The organism is Neorhizobium sp. JUb45 (assembly GCF_004343585.1).
Taxonomy (GTDB): domain Bacteria; phylum Pseudomonadota; class Alphaproteobacteria; order Rhizobiales; family Rhizobiaceae; genus Neorhizobium.
Genome location: NZ_SLYW01000001.1, coordinates 1,100,980 through 1,116,591, shown reverse-complemented (window position 1 = coordinate 1,116,591; position 15,612 = coordinate 1,100,980). Strand labels below are relative to the sequence as shown.

16 protein-coding genes are annotated in these 15,612 nt (G+C 61.0%); 9 read left to right on the top strand and 7 right to left on the bottom strand.

Annotation, left to right across the window (positions count from 1 at the left end; translation table 11 throughout):
- Positions 1–37 precede the first annotated feature (37 nt).
- The 8 genes from EDF70_RS05320 (at position 38) to EDF70_RS05285 (ending at position 8,200) form a co-directional block, all read left to right on the top strand.
- Positions 38–274, top strand: coding sequence for a CrpP-related protein (locus tag EDF70_RS05320; RefSeq protein ID WP_132272259.1), 237 nt, complete (start codon positions 38–40; stop codon positions 272–274).
- 401 nt (positions 275–675) lie between these two features.
- Positions 676–2,286, top strand: coding sequence for an ABC transporter substrate-binding protein (locus tag EDF70_RS05315; RefSeq protein ID WP_132272258.1), 1,611 nt, complete (start codon positions 676–678; stop codon positions 2,284–2,286).
- 46 nt (positions 2,287–2,332) lie between these two features.
- On the top strand, positions 2,333–3,322 hold the full coding sequence (locus EDF70_RS05310) for an ABC transporter permease (RefSeq protein WP_132272257.1): 990 nt from the start codon (positions 2,333–2,335) through the stop codon (positions 3,320–3,322).
- Positions 3,319–4,179 carry an ABC transporter permease gene (locus EDF70_RS05305; protein ID WP_132272256.1) on the top strand — a complete coding sequence of 287 codons (861 nt, stop codon included), beginning with the start codon at positions 3,319–3,321 and terminating at the stop codon, positions 4,177–4,179. Before EDF70_RS05310 ends, EDF70_RS05305 begins: the two co-directional genes overlap by 4 nt.
- The gene (locus EDF70_RS05300) at positions 4,176–4,955 is read left to right on the top strand and encodes an ABC transporter ATP-binding protein (RefSeq protein ID WP_132272255.1); all 780 of its coding nucleotides are present in this window, start codon (positions 4,176–4,178) and stop codon (positions 4,953–4,955) included. The genes EDF70_RS05305 and EDF70_RS05300 overlap by 4 nt, the downstream gene beginning before the upstream one ends.
- Positions 4,952–5,773: an ATP-binding cassette domain-containing protein gene (locus EDF70_RS05295; protein ID WP_132272254.1), complete on the top strand. Its 822-nt coding sequence runs from the start codon at positions 4,952–4,954 to the stop codon at positions 5,771–5,773. The genes EDF70_RS05300 and EDF70_RS05295 overlap by 4 nt, the downstream gene beginning before the upstream one ends.
- Complete coding sequence (locus tag EDF70_RS05290) at positions 5,763–6,866, top strand: aminotransferase class V-fold PLP-dependent enzyme (RefSeq protein WP_132272253.1); 1,104 nt, start codon at positions 5,763–5,765, stop codon at positions 6,864–6,866. The genes EDF70_RS05295 and EDF70_RS05290 overlap by 11 nt, the downstream gene beginning before the upstream one ends.
- A 77-nt stretch (positions 6,867–6,943) precedes the next feature.
- Positions 6,944–8,200, top strand: coding sequence for a glycerate kinase (locus tag EDF70_RS05285; protein WP_132272252.1), 1,257 nt, complete (start codon positions 6,944–6,946; stop codon positions 8,198–8,200).
- A gap of 7 nt (positions 8,201–8,207) precedes the next feature.
- Here the strand turns inward: EDF70_RS05285 and EDF70_RS05280 are convergent, their stop codons facing one another.
- Positions 8,208–9,161, bottom strand: a complete 954-nt coding sequence (locus EDF70_RS05280; RefSeq protein ID WP_132272251.1) for a nitronate monooxygenase — start codon at positions 9,159–9,161, stop codon at positions 8,208–8,210.
- 56 nt (positions 9,162–9,217) lie between these two features.
- Here EDF70_RS05280 and EDF70_RS30685 point away from each other — a divergent pair, with 56 nt between their 5' ends.
- A complete protein-coding gene (locus EDF70_RS30685; RefSeq protein ID WP_165931938.1) occupies positions 9,218–9,538 on the top strand; it encodes a hypothetical protein in 321 nt (106 codons plus the stop codon).
- Between the two features lie 113 nt (positions 9,539–9,651).
- On the opposite strand, the gene EDF70_RS05270 is transcribed toward EDF70_RS30685, so the two are convergent.
- From EDF70_RS05270 to EDF70_RS05245, 6 genes are all read right to left on the bottom strand, one after another.
- On the bottom strand, positions 9,652–9,855 hold the full coding sequence (locus EDF70_RS05270) for a hypothetical protein (protein ID WP_132272249.1): 204 nt from the start codon (positions 9,853–9,855) through the stop codon (positions 9,652–9,654).
- A gap of 151 nt (positions 9,856–10,006) precedes the next feature.
- A complete protein-coding gene (locus EDF70_RS05265) occupies positions 10,007–10,924 on the bottom strand; it encodes a PhzF family phenazine biosynthesis protein (protein WP_132272248.1) in 918 nt (305 codons plus the stop codon).
- A 70-nt stretch (positions 10,925–10,994) separates the two neighbouring features.
- Positions 10,995–11,729: an NUDIX hydrolase gene (locus EDF70_RS05260; protein ID WP_132272247.1), complete on the bottom strand. Its 735-nt coding sequence runs from the start codon at positions 11,727–11,729 to the stop codon at positions 10,995–10,997.
- Positions 11,726–12,835, bottom strand: coding sequence for an endonuclease/exonuclease/phosphatase family protein (locus tag EDF70_RS05255; RefSeq protein WP_132272246.1), 1,110 nt, complete (start codon positions 12,833–12,835; stop codon positions 11,726–11,728). Before EDF70_RS05255 ends, EDF70_RS05260 begins: the two co-directional genes overlap by 4 nt.
- A gap of 57 nt (positions 12,836–12,892) precedes the next feature.
- Positions 12,893–13,921, bottom strand: a complete 1,029-nt coding sequence (locus EDF70_RS05250) for an ABC transporter ATP-binding protein (protein ID WP_132272245.1) — start codon at positions 13,919–13,921, stop codon at positions 12,893–12,895.
- Complete coding sequence (locus EDF70_RS05245) at positions 13,909–15,603, bottom strand: iron ABC transporter permease (RefSeq protein ID WP_132272244.1); 1,695 nt, start codon at positions 15,601–15,603, stop codon at positions 13,909–13,911. The genes EDF70_RS05250 and EDF70_RS05245 overlap by 13 nt, the downstream gene beginning before the upstream one ends.
- Positions 15,604–15,612: the final 9 nt, after the last annotated feature.

Genomic DNA, 15,612 nt, shown 5'->3' with positions numbered 1-15,612 from the left:
AAATCGACTAGTTGACGATTCCGAAAAGGAATCATGAATGACTGTAGAAACGCTCCTGGACTGGCAGGAACGCGGATTAAATGCGCGCATACTCGGCCTCGCGGCCTCAGACCACCCTCTCCTCAAACCCGATCGACAGCCCGACGCCACCGGTGAACCACTGGAGGTGTGGCAGATGAAATATGACGCCTGGATGTTCGGCTGGCTGATCGAGGACAGCATGCGTCAACCTGAAACAGATGTTAACGAATTGTTAATCCGCTCAGCAGGTTAACAGGGAGATAACGCCGCCGGATATTGAGAAATCGGCAACCATGCTCTCTATCTCACTGCAGCCGGCATGATGCCGGTTAGGGGCTCGCGGACCCCCTACTCGAGAGAGTTTGGTGAGCCCCGCCCTTATTTTAGAACAGCCATGCGAGCAGCTGTTTCAATGCAGACCATGATCGTCACGTTGACCTGTCGTTTCATTAGATAATCAACATGTACCAATATCAGCCAACCCGGCGCAATTTGATAAACCATTGCGCCATGATCCATCGAGGCCGTATGCGGCGGTCGAAGGATGAAATCTTCTGAAGCGATCCATCAAAAGATTTTCTTGGCTTCAAAAAGCGATACCGGGCATGAATTATTGGGTTATCGTCGTGCCCAAGAGCCGCTCAGGAAATAGCCATGCCCGCTTTACCCGTCTCCCGCCGCCAGATCCTGCAGATTTCGTCGCTGCTTCTCGCCTCGACCGCCTTGCCGGCGTTGCTCGCGGCGCAGCAGGCCCCGGCAGGTGGACGATTGGTGGTTGCGGCAGACTCTGAGCCCAAAAATCTCAATCCGGCCATCGTCGCATCGAACGGTGTGTTTTTTATCGCCAGCAAGGTCATCGAACCGCTGGCGGAAGCGTCGTTTGACGGCAAGGACGGACTGCAGCCACGGCTTGCAACAGCCTGGGAGGGATCGGGCGACGGACTGCGCATCACCTTCAAGCTGCGCGAAGGTGTGACATGGCATGACGGCAAGCCCTTCACCTCGGCGGATGTGGCATTTTCGGCGCTGAATGTCTGGAAGCCGCTGCAAAATCTTGGCCGCATCGTTTTCGCCAATCTTGAAGCCGTCGATACGCCGGATGACCACACGGCCGTCTTCCGTTTTTCGAAACCGACACCGATCCAGCTGATCCGCAACGCACTGCCGGTCGTCAGCAGCGTTATTCCAAAACATCTCTACGAAGGCACCGATATCGCCACCAATCCGGCCAATGTGAAACTGGTCGGCACCGGCCCCTTCACGTTCGCGGAACACAAGCCGGGTGAATATTACCGCCTTGTCCGCAACGAGAAATACTGGGGCAAGGACCAGCCCTCCCTGGACGAGATCATCTTCCGAGTATTGCCGGATCGCGCCGGCGCCGGTGCAGCGCTGGAGGCCGAGGAAATCCAGCTGGCGGCCTTTTCCGCCGTGCCGCTCGCCGATCTGGACCGGATTTCCAAAGTGCCGGGTCTCAAGATCGTGTCGCGTGGCTATGAAGCGCTCACCTATCAGTTGGTGGTCGAGATCAATCATCGCCGCAAGGAGCTTGCCGATCCGAAAGTGCGCCAGGCGATCGCCCACGCTATCGACAGGAACTTTGTCGTCGACACGATTTTCCTCGGATATGCATCGGCCTCGACAGGGCCGGTTCCGAAAAACGCGCCGGAATTTTACGATGCCGACGTGCCCAGCTACGCTTTCGACACGCAAAAAGCCGAAGCCCTGCTCGATGAGGCCGGCTACAAGCGCGGCAGTGACGGAATACGCTTCACGCTGAAACTGCGCCCCGCACCCTATTTCAATGAAACCCGACAGTTCGGCGATTATCTGCGGCAGGCACTGGCCGCAGTCGGCATCGACGCACAGATCGTCAACGCCGATTCTGCCGCACACCAGAAGGCCGTTTACACCGACCACGACTTTGATCTCGCCGTCGCGCCACCGGTTTTCCGCGGCGACCCGGCCATCTCGACGACCATCCTCGTTCAATCCGGCACACCGGCCGGCGTGCCTTTTTCCAACCAGGGCGGTTATGCCAACTCGGCACTGGACGCCATCATCGCCAAGGCAGCAACAACCATCGACAGCGGCGAACGGACAAAACTCTATAACGAGTTCCAGAAGATCGTTGCCACCGATCTGCCGCTGATCAACGTCGCAGAATGGGGTTTCATCAGCGTCGCCAGCGACCGGGTTTTGAATATCGCCGACAATCCGCGCTGGGCGGTCTCCAACTGGGCGACCACGGCGCTACAGCCGTGACCTCGACAAGCACCGACGGGGCGCAGAAGCGGGAGCGTGTCTTGCCGTGAACAGATCCCTGCGCCTGATCCGTCGACGTCTGCTGACTAGTATTCCCGCCCTGCTGATCGTCATCATTCTGACGTTTCTGCTGCTGGAAACGGCGCCGGGCGATGCGGTCGATGCCTATCTCCTGTCCATCGGCGGTGGCGACGCTGGCGTCGCTGCCAGCCTGCGCCAGGCCTATGGCCTCGATCAATCCCTGACCGCCCGACTGTGGCTTTATCTGACCGCGCTTGCCCGCCTCGATCTCGGCTGGTCGACCGCTTTCGAACGCCCCGTCATTGATCTGATTGCAGAGCGCCTGCCCAACACTCTGGCATTGATGGGCAGCGCGACCGCCCTGTCCTTCGCGCTGGGCTCGACGCTGGGGATAATCGCTGGCGCAAAGCCGGAAAGCATAAAAGACATAATGCTTTCGACAATTTCCCTCATCCTTTACGCGATCCCGAGTTTTTGGCTTGGATTGTTGCTGAGCCTGCTGTTTGCCGTACAGCTTCGCTGGCTGCCGACATCCGGCATTGAAACGATCGCGTCCGGCAAGACGGGCCTGTACCGTCTGATGGATATCGCCCGTCACCTGATCTTGCCGGTCGGCGCACTGACACTCATTTACACAGCACTTTTCCTGCGCGTCATGCGCGCCGGAATGGTGGAGGCGTGGAAGCTGGACTTTGTGCTGTTTGCCCGCGCCAAAGGCCTGTCCCGCACCAGGTTGCTTTTGCGGCACGTCGCCCGCAATGCCGCCCTGCCACTCATCACCATGCTTGGGCTTCAGGCAGCCGCCATGCTTGGCGGCAGCGTGGTGATTGAAAGCATATTCGCCATTCCGGGTTTTGGCCGGCTCGCACAGGAAGCGGTCACCGGGCGCGACGCACCGCTGCTGATGGGGATCATCCTCGTCAGTGCCGTCCTCGTCGTCACCGTCAACCTTCTGGTCGATCTTGTGCAGGCGGCTTTCGATCCACGGATCGGCGCCTCGGAGGCCTCCAGTTGAACCTGATTCACAAGCTCATGAAAACGCCGGAAGGTGCTGTCGGCTTTATTATTTTAGCAATCATGATCGGCATTGCCATCATGGCCTCCACCATTTCGCCGGGAGATCCGTTGCGCATCGCGGGCCGTGCACTGGTGGCCCCGTTCACTGATCCGGCCCTGCCTCTCGGCACGGACAGGCTTGGCCGCGACGTGGCTGCCGGCATCGTTCATGGTGCCCGAACTTCGCTGCTGGTCGGCGCAGCGGCGGCTCTGGCTGCGATTGTTCTGGGTCTCCTTGTCGGCCTTGTTGCGGGCTTTTGCAGCGGGATCGTCGATGAAGTCCTGATGCGGGTGGTTGATGCATTTCAGATCGTGCCCGGCTTTCTTCTGGCGCTTGCCTTTGTCAGCGTCATGGGTGCCTCCCTGCCGGTCGTGGTGCTGGCGATAACGCTCGGCGCCTGGGCCGATCCGGCACGGCTCACGCGTGCGCAGGTCCTGTCGCTGCGCGAGCGCGATTACGTGGCCGCGGCAAAGGTGATCGGCATGCATCCCGCCGAGATCGCGGTGAGACAGATCCTGCCTCAAGCCCTGCCACCGGTTCTGGCGATATCGGCGACACTGGTCGCTGCCGCCATTCTCACCGAAGCTGCCCTTTCCTTCCTCGGCCTTGGGGATCCGAACAGCGTCACCTGGGGTTCGATGATCGCCGAGGGCCGCAATGTCCTGCGCTCCTCGCCGTGGCTTTCGATCCTGCCCGGCCTTGCCCTGATCATCACGGTCGTCGGCGTATACCTGCTCAGCGAAGGTCTGGCGAAAGCGCTGGCCGGCGACGGTCCGGCAATGCAAGGCAAACTGCGGAACGGAGCGGCCCCATGACCGAACCGCTCTGCCGTATCACCGATCTGTCGGTTCGCTACCGTCACAACACAGCTCTCACCCACGTCTCGCTTGACCTCATCGGCGGTGAACGCCTTGCCATCGTCGGCGAAAGCGGATCGGGCAAAAGCACGTTTGCACGCGCACTCGCGGGCCTATTGCCGGACAACGCAGTCAGGGATGGCGACATTCAATGGTCGTCCGAACGGGCACCGCGGCCCGGCCGCGATATCGGCTTCGTCTTTCAGGATTCGTCGGCCAGCCTCAACCCAGTCCTGCGCATCGGCGAACAGGTGGCGGAGGGGGCGAAAAGACATCTCGGTATGAGCTGGAAGGCAGCCTATGCGCATGCAGAAATGCTGCTGGATCATGTTCGTATACCCAACCCGTCAGCAGTCATGCGCGCCTATCCGCGCCAGCTCTCCGGCGGCCAGCGCCAGCGTGTCGCCATTGCCGCCGCGATCGCCAGCCGCCCGTCGATCCTGATTGCCGATGAGGCGACCAGCGCGCTCGACACCGTCGTTCAGGCGGAGATTACCGCCCTGCTGGATCGCCTTGTCAGCGAGGCGGCGATGACGCTCATTTTCGTCACGCACGATATCGCACTCGCCTCCAATCTCGCCGACCGTATCGCCGTCTTGAAGGATGGCCGACTTGTCGAGATCGGACCGGTGTCCGACATCCTGGCCGATCCGAAAAGCGACGACACGCGGAACCTGCTGGCGGGACATTTCGACCTCACATCTGCCCCCTTGATCGGCGGGCAGCGCCGATGAAGACCCTGCTCTCCGTCGAGAACTTGAGAAAACGTTTTGTGTCGGCTGAGCGAGATGTCGCCGCCGTCGATGGCCTGTCATTTTCTCTCGGCACTGGCGAAACGCTCGGCATTGCCGGTGCATCGGGAAGCGGTAAATCCACGCTGGCCCGGCTGCTGCTACGCCTGATCGAACCGGATGCGGGCGGGATAACCTTTGAGGGCAGCGACTGGCTTTCTCTCAAGGGCAGCGACCTGCGCCACCGCCGCGGCCGCATACAGATGGTGTTTCAGGACATACTCGGCGCCTTCCACCCAAGCGCCACCGTCAACGACGCACTCGGCGATCCGCTTCGCATCCATGGCATCGTCGCAAAAGCTGAACGTTCTTCCGAAATTGCCCGACTTCTGGAACGCGTCGGCCTGTCATCGGCCCATGCCACGCGGCCGGTGCGCGAACTCTCCGGTGGCCAGCGCCAGCGAGTGGCCATCGCCCGCGCCATCGCCTCCCGACCGTCGCTTGTCGTGCTCGATGAGGCCGTGTCGGCCCTCGACGTGCAATTGCGCAACCGCATTCTTGAACTGCTGGTCGAGTTGCAGCGCGAAAACGGCATCTCCTATCTGTTCATCTCGCATGATCTCGCCGTTCTGCGCGCCGTGTCTCACCGGCTTGCGATCATGGATGCCGGCAGGATCGTCGAAACCGGAAATACGACTGATATCATCAACCATCCATCGTCGGCGGCCGGCCGCGCGCTGATTGCGGCGGTACCGCGCCTGACACCCGGCGGACGCCCGACAAACACGATGCAGAAAAGTGAACCGACCCATGAGCCTTGACCGCTGGAGCCCCTTTCTCGACATACCGGCCTTCCCCGGAAATCGTTATGCCGTGATCGCCGACCGCCTTGCCGCCCTCATGAACACCCGCAATGACTTGGTGATGGTACAGGCCGAGGCCGTAGTCGCACTTGAGGCCGCCGCCACGAGCATCATGCGCCCCGGCGTGAAGGCGATCAACATCGTCACCAGCCCCTATGGGCAGTGGTTCGGCGAATGGATGCGACGCGCAGGTGGCGAGGTCATCGATGTCACCGCGATGGCCGCCCGTGCCATCGGCATCGACGCCGTCGCAGCCGCCATGGCGGCACACCCGGATGCCAGCGTGCTGTCGCTGGTGCATGCGGAATCGGCAAGCGGCATCTGCAACCCGCTGGCGGACATCATGGCTATGGCCCGAGCGCACGGCCTCATCACCATAGTCGATGCCGTTGCATCGGTCGGCGGCCATGATCTCGACGTCGATACCCTCGGCATCGATATCGCCGTCATCGGCCCGCAGAAGGCGCTGGCGGGTCCGGCTGGCCTTTCCGCCCTGTCCATCAGCCCCGCCGCATGGGAGCGGATTGAGAAGCCGCAAGGACCGGTCAATTCCATCCTGTCACTGTCGGATCTAAAACTCTGGATCGACAATGGTCGCGGCCCGCTTGCCGGCACCACCGTCAATCTGGAATGGCATGCGCTGGACGCCGCACTGGATCGCGTGGAGGCCGAGGGGATGGATGCCGTGATCGCCCGGCACACGCTCGCCGCCAAAGCGACCCGCGCGGGACTTGCCGCGCTGGGGGCGCCCGCTTGGGCGGCAGCGGATACCGCTTCCAATCTCGTGACGGCTGTGGAAGTGCCCGACGGCCTTTCACCGGAAACGTTGATAACCAGCGTCGCACATCTCGGCCAGCCGCTTGCAACCGGCGTAGGTCCGGGTGCGGAAAAGCTCGTCCGGCTCACCCATACCGGCCAACTTGCCCGCTTCGACGTCGTGCTGGGTGCGGTTTCGGCCTATGGCATGGCCTTGATCATGGCGGGACACAAGGTCGATCTTGGCGCAGCCAGCAGCGCCATCGCCGACTGTTATGCAGAAAGCCGCGGATAAACGGATCATCGAAATACGTCTTTCGGCAGCCTGATTTTCGTGACAGGAAAGCTGACAGAACACACACGGAGACCGCCATGTTCGAACCCCGCGCTTTCCTCGCCTCGCTGTTTGATGCCGCCGTGCGCGCCGCCGATCCGCTTGAAGGCATTCGCGCGCACCTGCCGCAAAAGCCCAAGGACCGAACCGTGGTGATCGGAGCAGGCAAGGGTGCGGCGCAGATGGCGCAGGCGCTGGAAACGCTGTGGCAAGAGCCGCTCTCCGGCGTCGTGGTGACGCGTTACGGTTATGGCTGTGAAACCGAGAAGATCGAGGTGATCGAAGCCGCCCACCCCGTGCCTGACGCTGCCGGGCTTGCCGCATCAAAGCGCCTGGTCGAGACGATTTCCGGCCTCACGCCTGATGATCTCGTGATCGCGCTGATCTGCGGCGGCGGCTCGGCGCTGTTGCCGGCACCCCCGGAAGGCCTGACACTTGACGACGAGATCGCTCTCAATGAAATGCTGCTTGCCTCAGGCGCGCCGATCGCTGCCATGAATGTCGTGCGCAAACATCTGTCGACCATCAAGGGCGGCCGGCTGGCAGCCGCAACACGTGCCCGCGTCGTCAGCCTCATCGTCTCCGACATTCCCGGCGATAACCCGGCCCATGTCGCCTCCGGCCCGACGGTGCCGGACAGCTCAACCCGCCACGACGCACTCGATATCGTCCGCCAGTACAGGCTCGCCCTGCCACAGGCAGCACTTGATCATCTCAACTCGGAGCGGGCAGATGCACCGCACCCGGATGATCCGGTCTTTGCCGATCACAGCCACCACATCGTTGCCTCGGCAGCGGTGTCGCTGGAGGCTGCGGCCGCTGCTGCGAGAAACGAAGGCATCGAAGCCGCCATCCTGTCCGATGAGATGGAAGGTGAAGCACGAGACGTCGCCCAGGTGCATGCCGCAATCTCGCGTGAGATCGCCACACGTGACCGCCCCTTCACCAAGCCGGTCGTGCTGCTATCGGGCGGAGAAACCACTGTCACGCTTCGAAGCAAGGGCGGTCGCGGCGGACGCAACGGCGAATTTGCGCTTGCCATGGCGCTCGCCATCGACGGTTTCGATATCGACGTGCTGGCAGCCGATACCGACGGCGTCGACGGCTCGGAAAGCAATGCCGGCGCTTTCTGCGACGGCACGACAATCCGCCGCCTTCGGGCCGAAAACCTCGACCCGAGAAAACTGCTCGACGGCAATGACAGCTATTCCGCCTTTGACGCGATCGACGACCTTTTCGTGACCGGCCCGAGCGGCACCAATGTCAACGATTTCCGCGCCATCCTCATCCGCTGAAACGGCATCAGATAGAGGTCGCCTTCGCCGCGAACGGATCAGCGCCCGCCTGCGCCATCGCCTGCGCGTATTCCGCGATCAGCCGCTCGCAGAGTTCTGCGGCACCCGGCACATCCTTGAGCGAGGCAACGCCCTGCCCGGCCGACCACACGGTCTTCCAGGCCTTCGCCTCATTGCCGAGATCCATTGCGCCATGGTTGACGAGATTGTCGGGATCAAGCCCGGCCGCGACAAGGCTTGGCCGCAGGAAGTTTGCAGCAACACCTGAAATGGCCGGCGTGTAAAAGATGTCGGCGGCCTTTGCATCCACCGTCATGCGTTTCTGTTCCTCGCTGATCGTCGCTTCCTTCGTCGCCAGAAAACGCGTGCCGAGATAGGCCATGTCGGCTCCCATCACGCGTGCAGCCGCGATCTGCGCACCGGTGCTGGTGGCGCCGGACAGAAGGATCGTGCCATCGAAGAAGGAACGAATTTCCGGGATCAGCGCAAACGGGCTGAGTGTACCGGCGTGACCACCAGCGCCTGCCGTGACGGCAATGATGCCATCCACACCGGCCTCAGCAGCCTTTTCCGCGTGGCGACGGCTGATGACGTCGTGAAAGACAAGGCCCCCATAGGAGTGCACGGCTTTGACGACATCGGGCACGGCGCCGAGCGAGGTGATGATCAGTGGTACCTTGTGTTCGACGATTTTCTGGAGATCCGGTTCCAGCCGCGGATTGGAGCGGTGAACGATCAGGTTGACGCCATAGGGTGCCGCATTCGGAACCGCTGAAAGTCGGGACTTGATCTCGGTGAGCCACTCGACAAACCCTTCGGTCGTGCGCTGGTTCAATGCCGGAAACGTGCCGACCAGACCGGAACGGCAGACTTCAACGACGAGATCTGGCCCGGACGCCAGAAACATCGGCGCGGCAATGGCTGGCAGTCGCAGGCTCTCGAAAATCTTCGGCAGCGGCATTCATTCTCCTCCCGGTCGCAAGGACCATGTTTTCCCGCCAACCGTTATAAGGCGCCATGCCCGAACCGCAAGCAGCCGGTGGAGAGGTTCACCGGCTGCTGAATGACGATAAAAATGTTGGCAACAAACGCGTACTTCAGGCCGGCTCAGCGCCCGCGGGCGGCGGCCACCATGGTGCGCAGCTGGTCCTTGCGGCGCACGCCTTGTCGATAGAGCTCTATGGTAATGGCAGCCAGTCGATTGACCTCCTCGGCATCCTCGACATCACCAAAATCTCGCTTCAGCTCCTCGAATACCTGCTGGCATCGCAGCAGATCATTCGAATCCAGAGGCTCCTCGCTTCGCCTCTTTTCGCTTCTGATCATTTCAACTCCTAAGTCATGCCTACGCATATTCGAGGTTTGTAACCGGCGCCGACGCTCCTCACGCCGAAACCATGCTCGGCGGAATAAAACCCGCCGGCGTTTTCTTTTCCAGCTAGATGGGAATCTCAGTTCCGGTCGAAAAGAGGCACGAACCGGCCGCGCCCGATAAAAGGCGGCAGGTCGCTCGCCCCGACACGGTTCTCTCGACATGGATTGGAAAATTCGAGGCTGCCGTGCTCGGATACAGTCGCATGAACGATATCCATGATGCCAAGCGCGATCCGCTTGTCACCGTTTTTCACCGCCACCTCAACAATTGCCGTCGTCATTTTTCCGCGTCTCCGTCGAACGCCTCAAAACGGCTGGGACATGGCTTTGTTCCCAATTCGCTCAAATATTTTTACGAAGTTTTCGCAAACACTTACACTAAAAGTTGAAAACGTGTCCCATTACGAATCGGAAGCTGTCGACGGTACCTGTTCAGAGGATCAACGAGCCTTCAGCGACCTTCACCGCGTGTCCGCCGATACGGGCACGGCCGATCTCACCATCTTTGACGTCGATATGCAGGTAAATGTAGGAAGGGCGGCCCATCTCTACACCCTGTTCGATCAAAACGGGGTGATGACCATCCGGCAGCGCATCGAAATGGCGGATCGCACCGGCCAGAGCAGCCACGGCGCCACCGGTTGCCGGATCCTCGGCTATTCCCATATCGGGTGAAAACATCCGGGCGTGAAATTTGGCCTGATGATGCGTGCCGCCGCGACAATAGACATAGGCAGACGCCAGCGCCCCTTCCACGAAAGGCGCCGCCTTTTCCCAAAGCGTGACGTCGAATTCCATGTTCTGCACGGCAGCGATATTGCGCAGCGGCAACATCAGGAACGGCACACCGGCGCTCCAGATGGAAGGCACATGGTTTTCAAAGGCCAGCTCGCTCACCTGCACACTGAGCGCATCGGCAAGCCCCTGAAGATCGAGCGGCAGCTCGATCCGGCTCGGTTTGCGCGGCAGGTCGAACTCGGCAAAACCGACCGCCCCCTTGCGCAGCCTCACCGCGCAGCGAACCGGCCCGATTTTTTCCTCGATCATGCAGACGAGATCGACGTCGCCGGCATTCGTTCCACGCTCAAGCTCGGTCAAAGCGACTGCGCTGCCAACCGTCGGGTGGCCCGCAAACGGCAGTTCCTTGCCGGGCGTAAAGATACGCAGACGCGCCGCATGAGCCGGATTGTCCGCCAGTTGCACGAACACGGTTTCGGAGAGGTTCATTTCCTTGGCTATCGCCTGCATCGCCTCGTCGGAGAGACCGTCGCCATCGAAGATGACTGCCAGCGGATTTCCCGCAAGTCGCTTCTCGGTGAAAACGTCGTAGATGGCATAGCGGCGAGCCACAGCGAACCTCTCTGTCGATATCGATGGCGCCAAACTGCCCCACCGTTTTTCGCGACGCAACCCTGTTTGTTCAATTGTCCATAGAGCCGAAAAACATGTCGAGGATCGGGTACATCAGCGGGTTATAGCGATGGGGCTCCCGCGCCGCCGATCGAATGACGACGACGCCTTCGATCTCCTGCTCGCTATCGTGCAGCATGTGGTTTTCGATCCGCGCGACCATCTCGTCGGCCGTCACGGAAAACCGGTAGAAGCGGAAAACGACGATGCGGTTATCGGCATGGCTGGCATAAAAATGTCGATCGGCCAGTGCCTCATCGAGATCAAGGCTGGTTTCCTCGCGCACCTCGCGGCGCATGTTGCCGACAAGGTCGAGCTTGCCATCGACGATGTCGCTAAGGTCCAGCGAACCGGCTGCGCAATAGACCTGCCCCGGATTGGCCGTGCGCTCGCTCATGCGGATGGCGATGATGGCGCCATCGGATGATACCAGCACCGCAAAGCCGAACAGATGCAGTGCGCCATCGGGATGAGGTTGTTTGCGCCACCAGAGCAGTGTCGAATAGGGGATCACATGCGCGACACCCCGGATCACGCCATCGTCGAAGGCCAGATGTCGTTGCAAGACCATGTCGCCGTTGAAGAGGTAGGGATTGGCTGCGGCCTCCACCTGCCAGTTTTCCTCGATCGCCTGCCGGTTCGCCGTGAAAACGGGATGCGGTCCCTCAGCCATGTGCAGTTCGACCGCATCGATCCGGACAGGATTGGCGGGCGGCGGCCAGATGCCGTCGGGCTTGATCGTCATATCAGGTCGAACTCCAGAACTACGGGGCAATGATCGGAGGCTTTTGGCCGGTCCCAGCCGACGCGCGGAAAGCGCTCGACCTCCTGCCCCGGTGGAAACACGGTGCGAAACGGCTGGCCATTTCGGATAATGTCGGGCACGGCGGATGGATTGGCGGCAGCGAGCGCCGATGACAGCCAGATATAGTCCAGCTGGCAGAGATGCTGCTCCTGTGGCCCACGCGCATGGTAGAGCGTCCAGCGGTCCATGACGTCACGCCGTGACATGACATTTTCGGCGAATCCGTCGTGACTGAACACATCGAGCGCACTCACCTCCTCGCGCACCGGCTCGAACTGATAGCCGCTGCGACGGGTGCCGATGACTTTCACACGCTCCTGATAATCGTTCATGTCGCCGCAAATGGCGAAGTTGCCGGTGCGCGCGCCGTCTTTGCCCAAATGCTTTTCGATAATGAGACGAACTGCCTTCGCCTCGGCGGCGCGGACTGCCATCGTCCCCAGCCGACCATCCCTGTTATCGCGGGCATTGCCCATCGATTTGAAGTGAACGACGTAGAGCGAAAACGGCTTGCCCCCGATTTTCAGCTCCAGTTCCAGGCAGTCACGTTTGAAAATCTTGTCGGTTGGTTTGTTGATCAGCGCCAGTTCATCGTTGAAGAGATCGAGATCCTGATAGGTCAGCATGGCGTGGCTGCGCACATCGACGACCTCGATCTTCTGACCCGAACGCGTCTCCTCGCGCATCAGCACGGCAACATCGATGCCGCGCCCGTCATTGCCCTCGACCAGAAACTTCTGGAGATAACCGTTGCCGACCATACGGTAGAGATAACCGTATTCGAACGCCTGCAGGGCCGGCATGTTGTCGACCTCCTGCAGGCAGAGGATGTCGGCATCTGCATCGGCGATGGCAAGCGCCGAAAGCTGACGGGTATCGTCGGTCTCGGCAATCAGCCGCGCCTGTTCAAGTTGTTCGTAAACTTCCTTGCTGCCAACCTCGAACAGTTGCAACACGCGGTCCTGACGCAGCCGGTTACGCCAGCCTGTGAAATCGAAGCGTGTCATCAGGTTTTCGATATTGAAGGTGCCGAGGCGAAGAGACATCGATATTTCCCTATTGCAGTCGGCACCTTAGCCACCTGAAATGTGGCTGGCTACCTGTCAGAGCCTCCAGGCGGATCGCAGGATGATGGAGACCTTGTCGCCCACCTGCACCGGCTGCCGGCTGAAGGCCCGCAATATCTGCTCGTCGCCGAGCGTCAGCTTCAGCGCGTAACGTTCTCCTTCGAACAGCACCGATGTGACGGTCGCGGGCATGCCTTCACCGCTGATCTCGACATCCTGCGGACGCACGAGGATGTCGGCGCATTCGGCGGAATCCGAACTGCTCAGTAGTTGCTGCAAATTCTCCCAGTCGAGCAACCGGTTTTTCGCGGATGCCGCCGGCCATTTCAGTATTGCGCCCTGCCCGACCAGCCCGCCGACCAGGCGCCCTTCCGGCCGCGCGTAGATTTCCTGAGGGCTTGCCACCTGCAGCAGCTTGCCTTCCGACATCACCGCCACGTCGGTCGCAAGCGCCATGGCTTCGGCCTGATCGTGGGTGACGTAGATCATCGTCGCGCCCGAACGCGCATGGAACTCGCGAAAAGTCTCTTCCATCTCCTGGCGCAGATGCCGGTCGAGATTGGCAAGCGGTTCGTCGAGCAGAACCACATCCGGTTCGGTGACAAGGCAGCGCGCAAGTGCGACGCGCTGCCGCTGGCCGCCGGACAGATCGGCCGGACGACGATCGGCATAGGCTTCGAGCCGCACGGCGTTGAGCGCCTCGCGCACCTTGGCTTTTTTCTTGTTGCCTGAAATGCCACGCACCTTGAGCGGATATCCGACATTGTCCGCCACGCTCATGTGCGGCCACAATGCGTAGGACTGGAACACCATCGCCATGTTGCGATGTTCCGGCGCCACCATCTCGCCGGCATCGGCGAGCACCCGGTCACCCAGAAGGATCGCACCATCGGTGGGTTGCTCGAAGCCGGCGATCATGCGCAACACCGTGGTCTTGCCGCAGCCGGATGGGCCGAGCAAAGCCAGAAAACCGCCATCACGGACCTCCAGCGACACGTCGTTGACGGCCGGACGGCCGCCGGTTTCGAATGCCTTGGAAAGGCGGTTGAGGATCAGCTTCGCCACGGTACCACACCTTTCGGAAGTTTCTTGGCCATCAGTTCCAGCACCAGCATCATCGCAATCACCATGATCACAACGAGGACGGAAAGCGCTGCAGCGAGGTTGAAACTGCCGCTATCATCGAGATTGTAAATCGCCACGCCGAGCGTCTGCGTGCCGGCCGACCAGAGAATGGCAGACACGGTGAGCTCGTTGCAGGCAATGAGAAAGACGAGAATGACCGACGCACCCGCCGCCGGTGCCACCAGCGGCACGACGATATCGATCAGTCGCCGCCCGAAACCGGCACCGGAAAGGCGAGCCGCCTCTTCCAGTGATGGATCGAGCTGACGGAAGGCACTCACCACCGGTTTCAGGCTGACCGCGAAGAAGCTCGAGAAGTAAGCGATCAGGATGATCCAGATCGTGCCGTAGATGGAAATGCCGATGATCGGGATCGGTGCGGCGAAAACCAGGATCAGCGCTACGGCCAGAACGATACCCGGCAGCGCATAGGGAATTTCCGCCAGCGCCGATAGAACAGGCGCCAGTCGGCTTTTCGAGCGCACGAGATAATAGCCCGTCAGGACCGTCACCACGAGAAGGCCGACCGCCGTTGCCAGCGACAGGAACACCGAATTGACGAAGGCCGTACGGGTGATCGCCTGTTTGAACAGAACTTCGCGATAGGCGTCGAGCGTCGCGGTGGCCGGCGTCAGCGGCACACCATAGGCCGGCGCCAGCGAGCTTGCGATCAATGCCGTCAGCGGCATGACTAGCATGATGAAGATCAGCAGCCACAGAACCAGTTCGCCCAGCAGCCGCCAGTTGCCGAGACGGAACATCGCCACCTGCCCCGAAAGCCCGATGACGCGGTAATCGCGGCCACGCAACACCCGCTCCTCGACCGTCAGGCCGATCACCGACAGAATGGCGATCAGGCCGGAAAGCAGCGACACGTCGCCGAATGTGCCCGGTCCGAAGGCCGCGAATTTCGAGTAGATCAGCGTCGGCAGCGTGTAGATCGATGCCGGAATGCCGAGAATGGCGGGAATGCCAAAATTGCCGACGCAGGACACGAAGGCAATTGCCGCGCCCGCCACGAAGCCCGGCAGAGACAAAGGCAGAATGACATCCTTCAGAACCTGCCAGGACGAAGCGCCGGACAGCCTTGCGGCCTCCACACCGTCACGCGGCAACGCCAGCAGGCCGGCGCGCAACGACAGGAAAACGAGCGGCGCGTTCTGCACGCCATAGAGAAGCGCGATGCCGCCGATCGAATAAAGCGGCTGCGGGCTGCCGAGCGCTGGCGCCATACCGATCGCTTTCAGAAGCGCACTCGAAGGTCCGGTCATGCCGATCCAGGCAAGCGCCGTCACCTGCGGCGGGATCATCGTCGGCAGCATGAAGAGAAAACCGAGGGCGGTTTTGCCGCGCACATCGAACAGCGTCAGCAGCAGCGCAAAACCACCACCGAGGATGACGGCCGCAATCATGCCGAGGAAGGACGTGGTGAGCGTGTCATACACCGCCTGCCACACGGCCGGATCGGACAGGAGTTCACGTGCACCGCCATCGAAGGCAGATGAAATGCCGGTCATGGCCAGTCTTCCCAGCGGCAAAACGCTGAGGAAGAAGATCACCATGACGACAAAGGAAAACAGCCAGCGGGGCTGGCTGTTTCCTCGATTCTGAGATCGGAACATCAGGCTTTA

Coding starts and splice junctions, on each gene's coding strand:
- EDF70_RS05245 (WP_132272244.1), bottom strand. CDS start 15,603: ATGTTCCGATCTCAGAATCGAGGAAACAGCCAGCCCCGCTGGCTGTTT.
- EDF70_RS30685 (WP_165931938.1), top strand. CDS start 9,218: ATGCCCGAACCGCAAGCAGCCGGTGGAGAGGTTCACCGGCTGCTGAAT.
- EDF70_RS05255 (WP_132272246.1), bottom strand. CDS start 12,835: ATGTCTCTTCGCCTCGGCACCTTCAATATCGAAAACCTGATGACACGC.
- EDF70_RS05260 (WP_132272247.1), bottom strand. CDS start 11,729: ATGACGATCAAGCCCGACGGCATCTGGCCGCCGCCCGCCAATCCTGTC.
- EDF70_RS05300 (WP_132272255.1), top strand. CDS start 4,176: ATGACCGAACCGCTCTGCCGTATCACCGATCTGTCGGTTCGCTACCGT.
- EDF70_RS05285 (WP_132272252.1), top strand. CDS start 6,944: ATGTTCGAACCCCGCGCTTTCCTCGCCTCGCTGTTTGATGCCGCCGTG.
- EDF70_RS05290 (WP_132272253.1), top strand. CDS start 5,763: ATGAGCCTTGACCGCTGGAGCCCCTTTCTCGACATACCGGCCTTCCCC.
- EDF70_RS05315 (WP_132272258.1), top strand. CDS start 676: ATGCCCGCTTTACCCGTCTCCCGCCGCCAGATCCTGCAGATTTCGTCG.
- EDF70_RS05280 (WP_132272251.1), bottom strand. CDS start 9,161: ATGCCGCTGCCGAAGATTTTCGAGAGCCTGCGACTGCCAGCCATTGCC.
- EDF70_RS05320 (WP_132272259.1), top strand. CDS start 38: ATGACTGTAGAAACGCTCCTGGACTGGCAGGAACGCGGATTAAATGCG.
- EDF70_RS05295 (WP_132272254.1), top strand. CDS start 4,952: ATGAAGACCCTGCTCTCCGTCGAGAACTTGAGAAAACGTTTTGTGTCG.
- EDF70_RS05270 (WP_132272249.1), bottom strand. CDS start 9,855: ATGACGACGGCAATTGTTGAGGTGGCGGTGAAAAACGGTGACAAGCGG.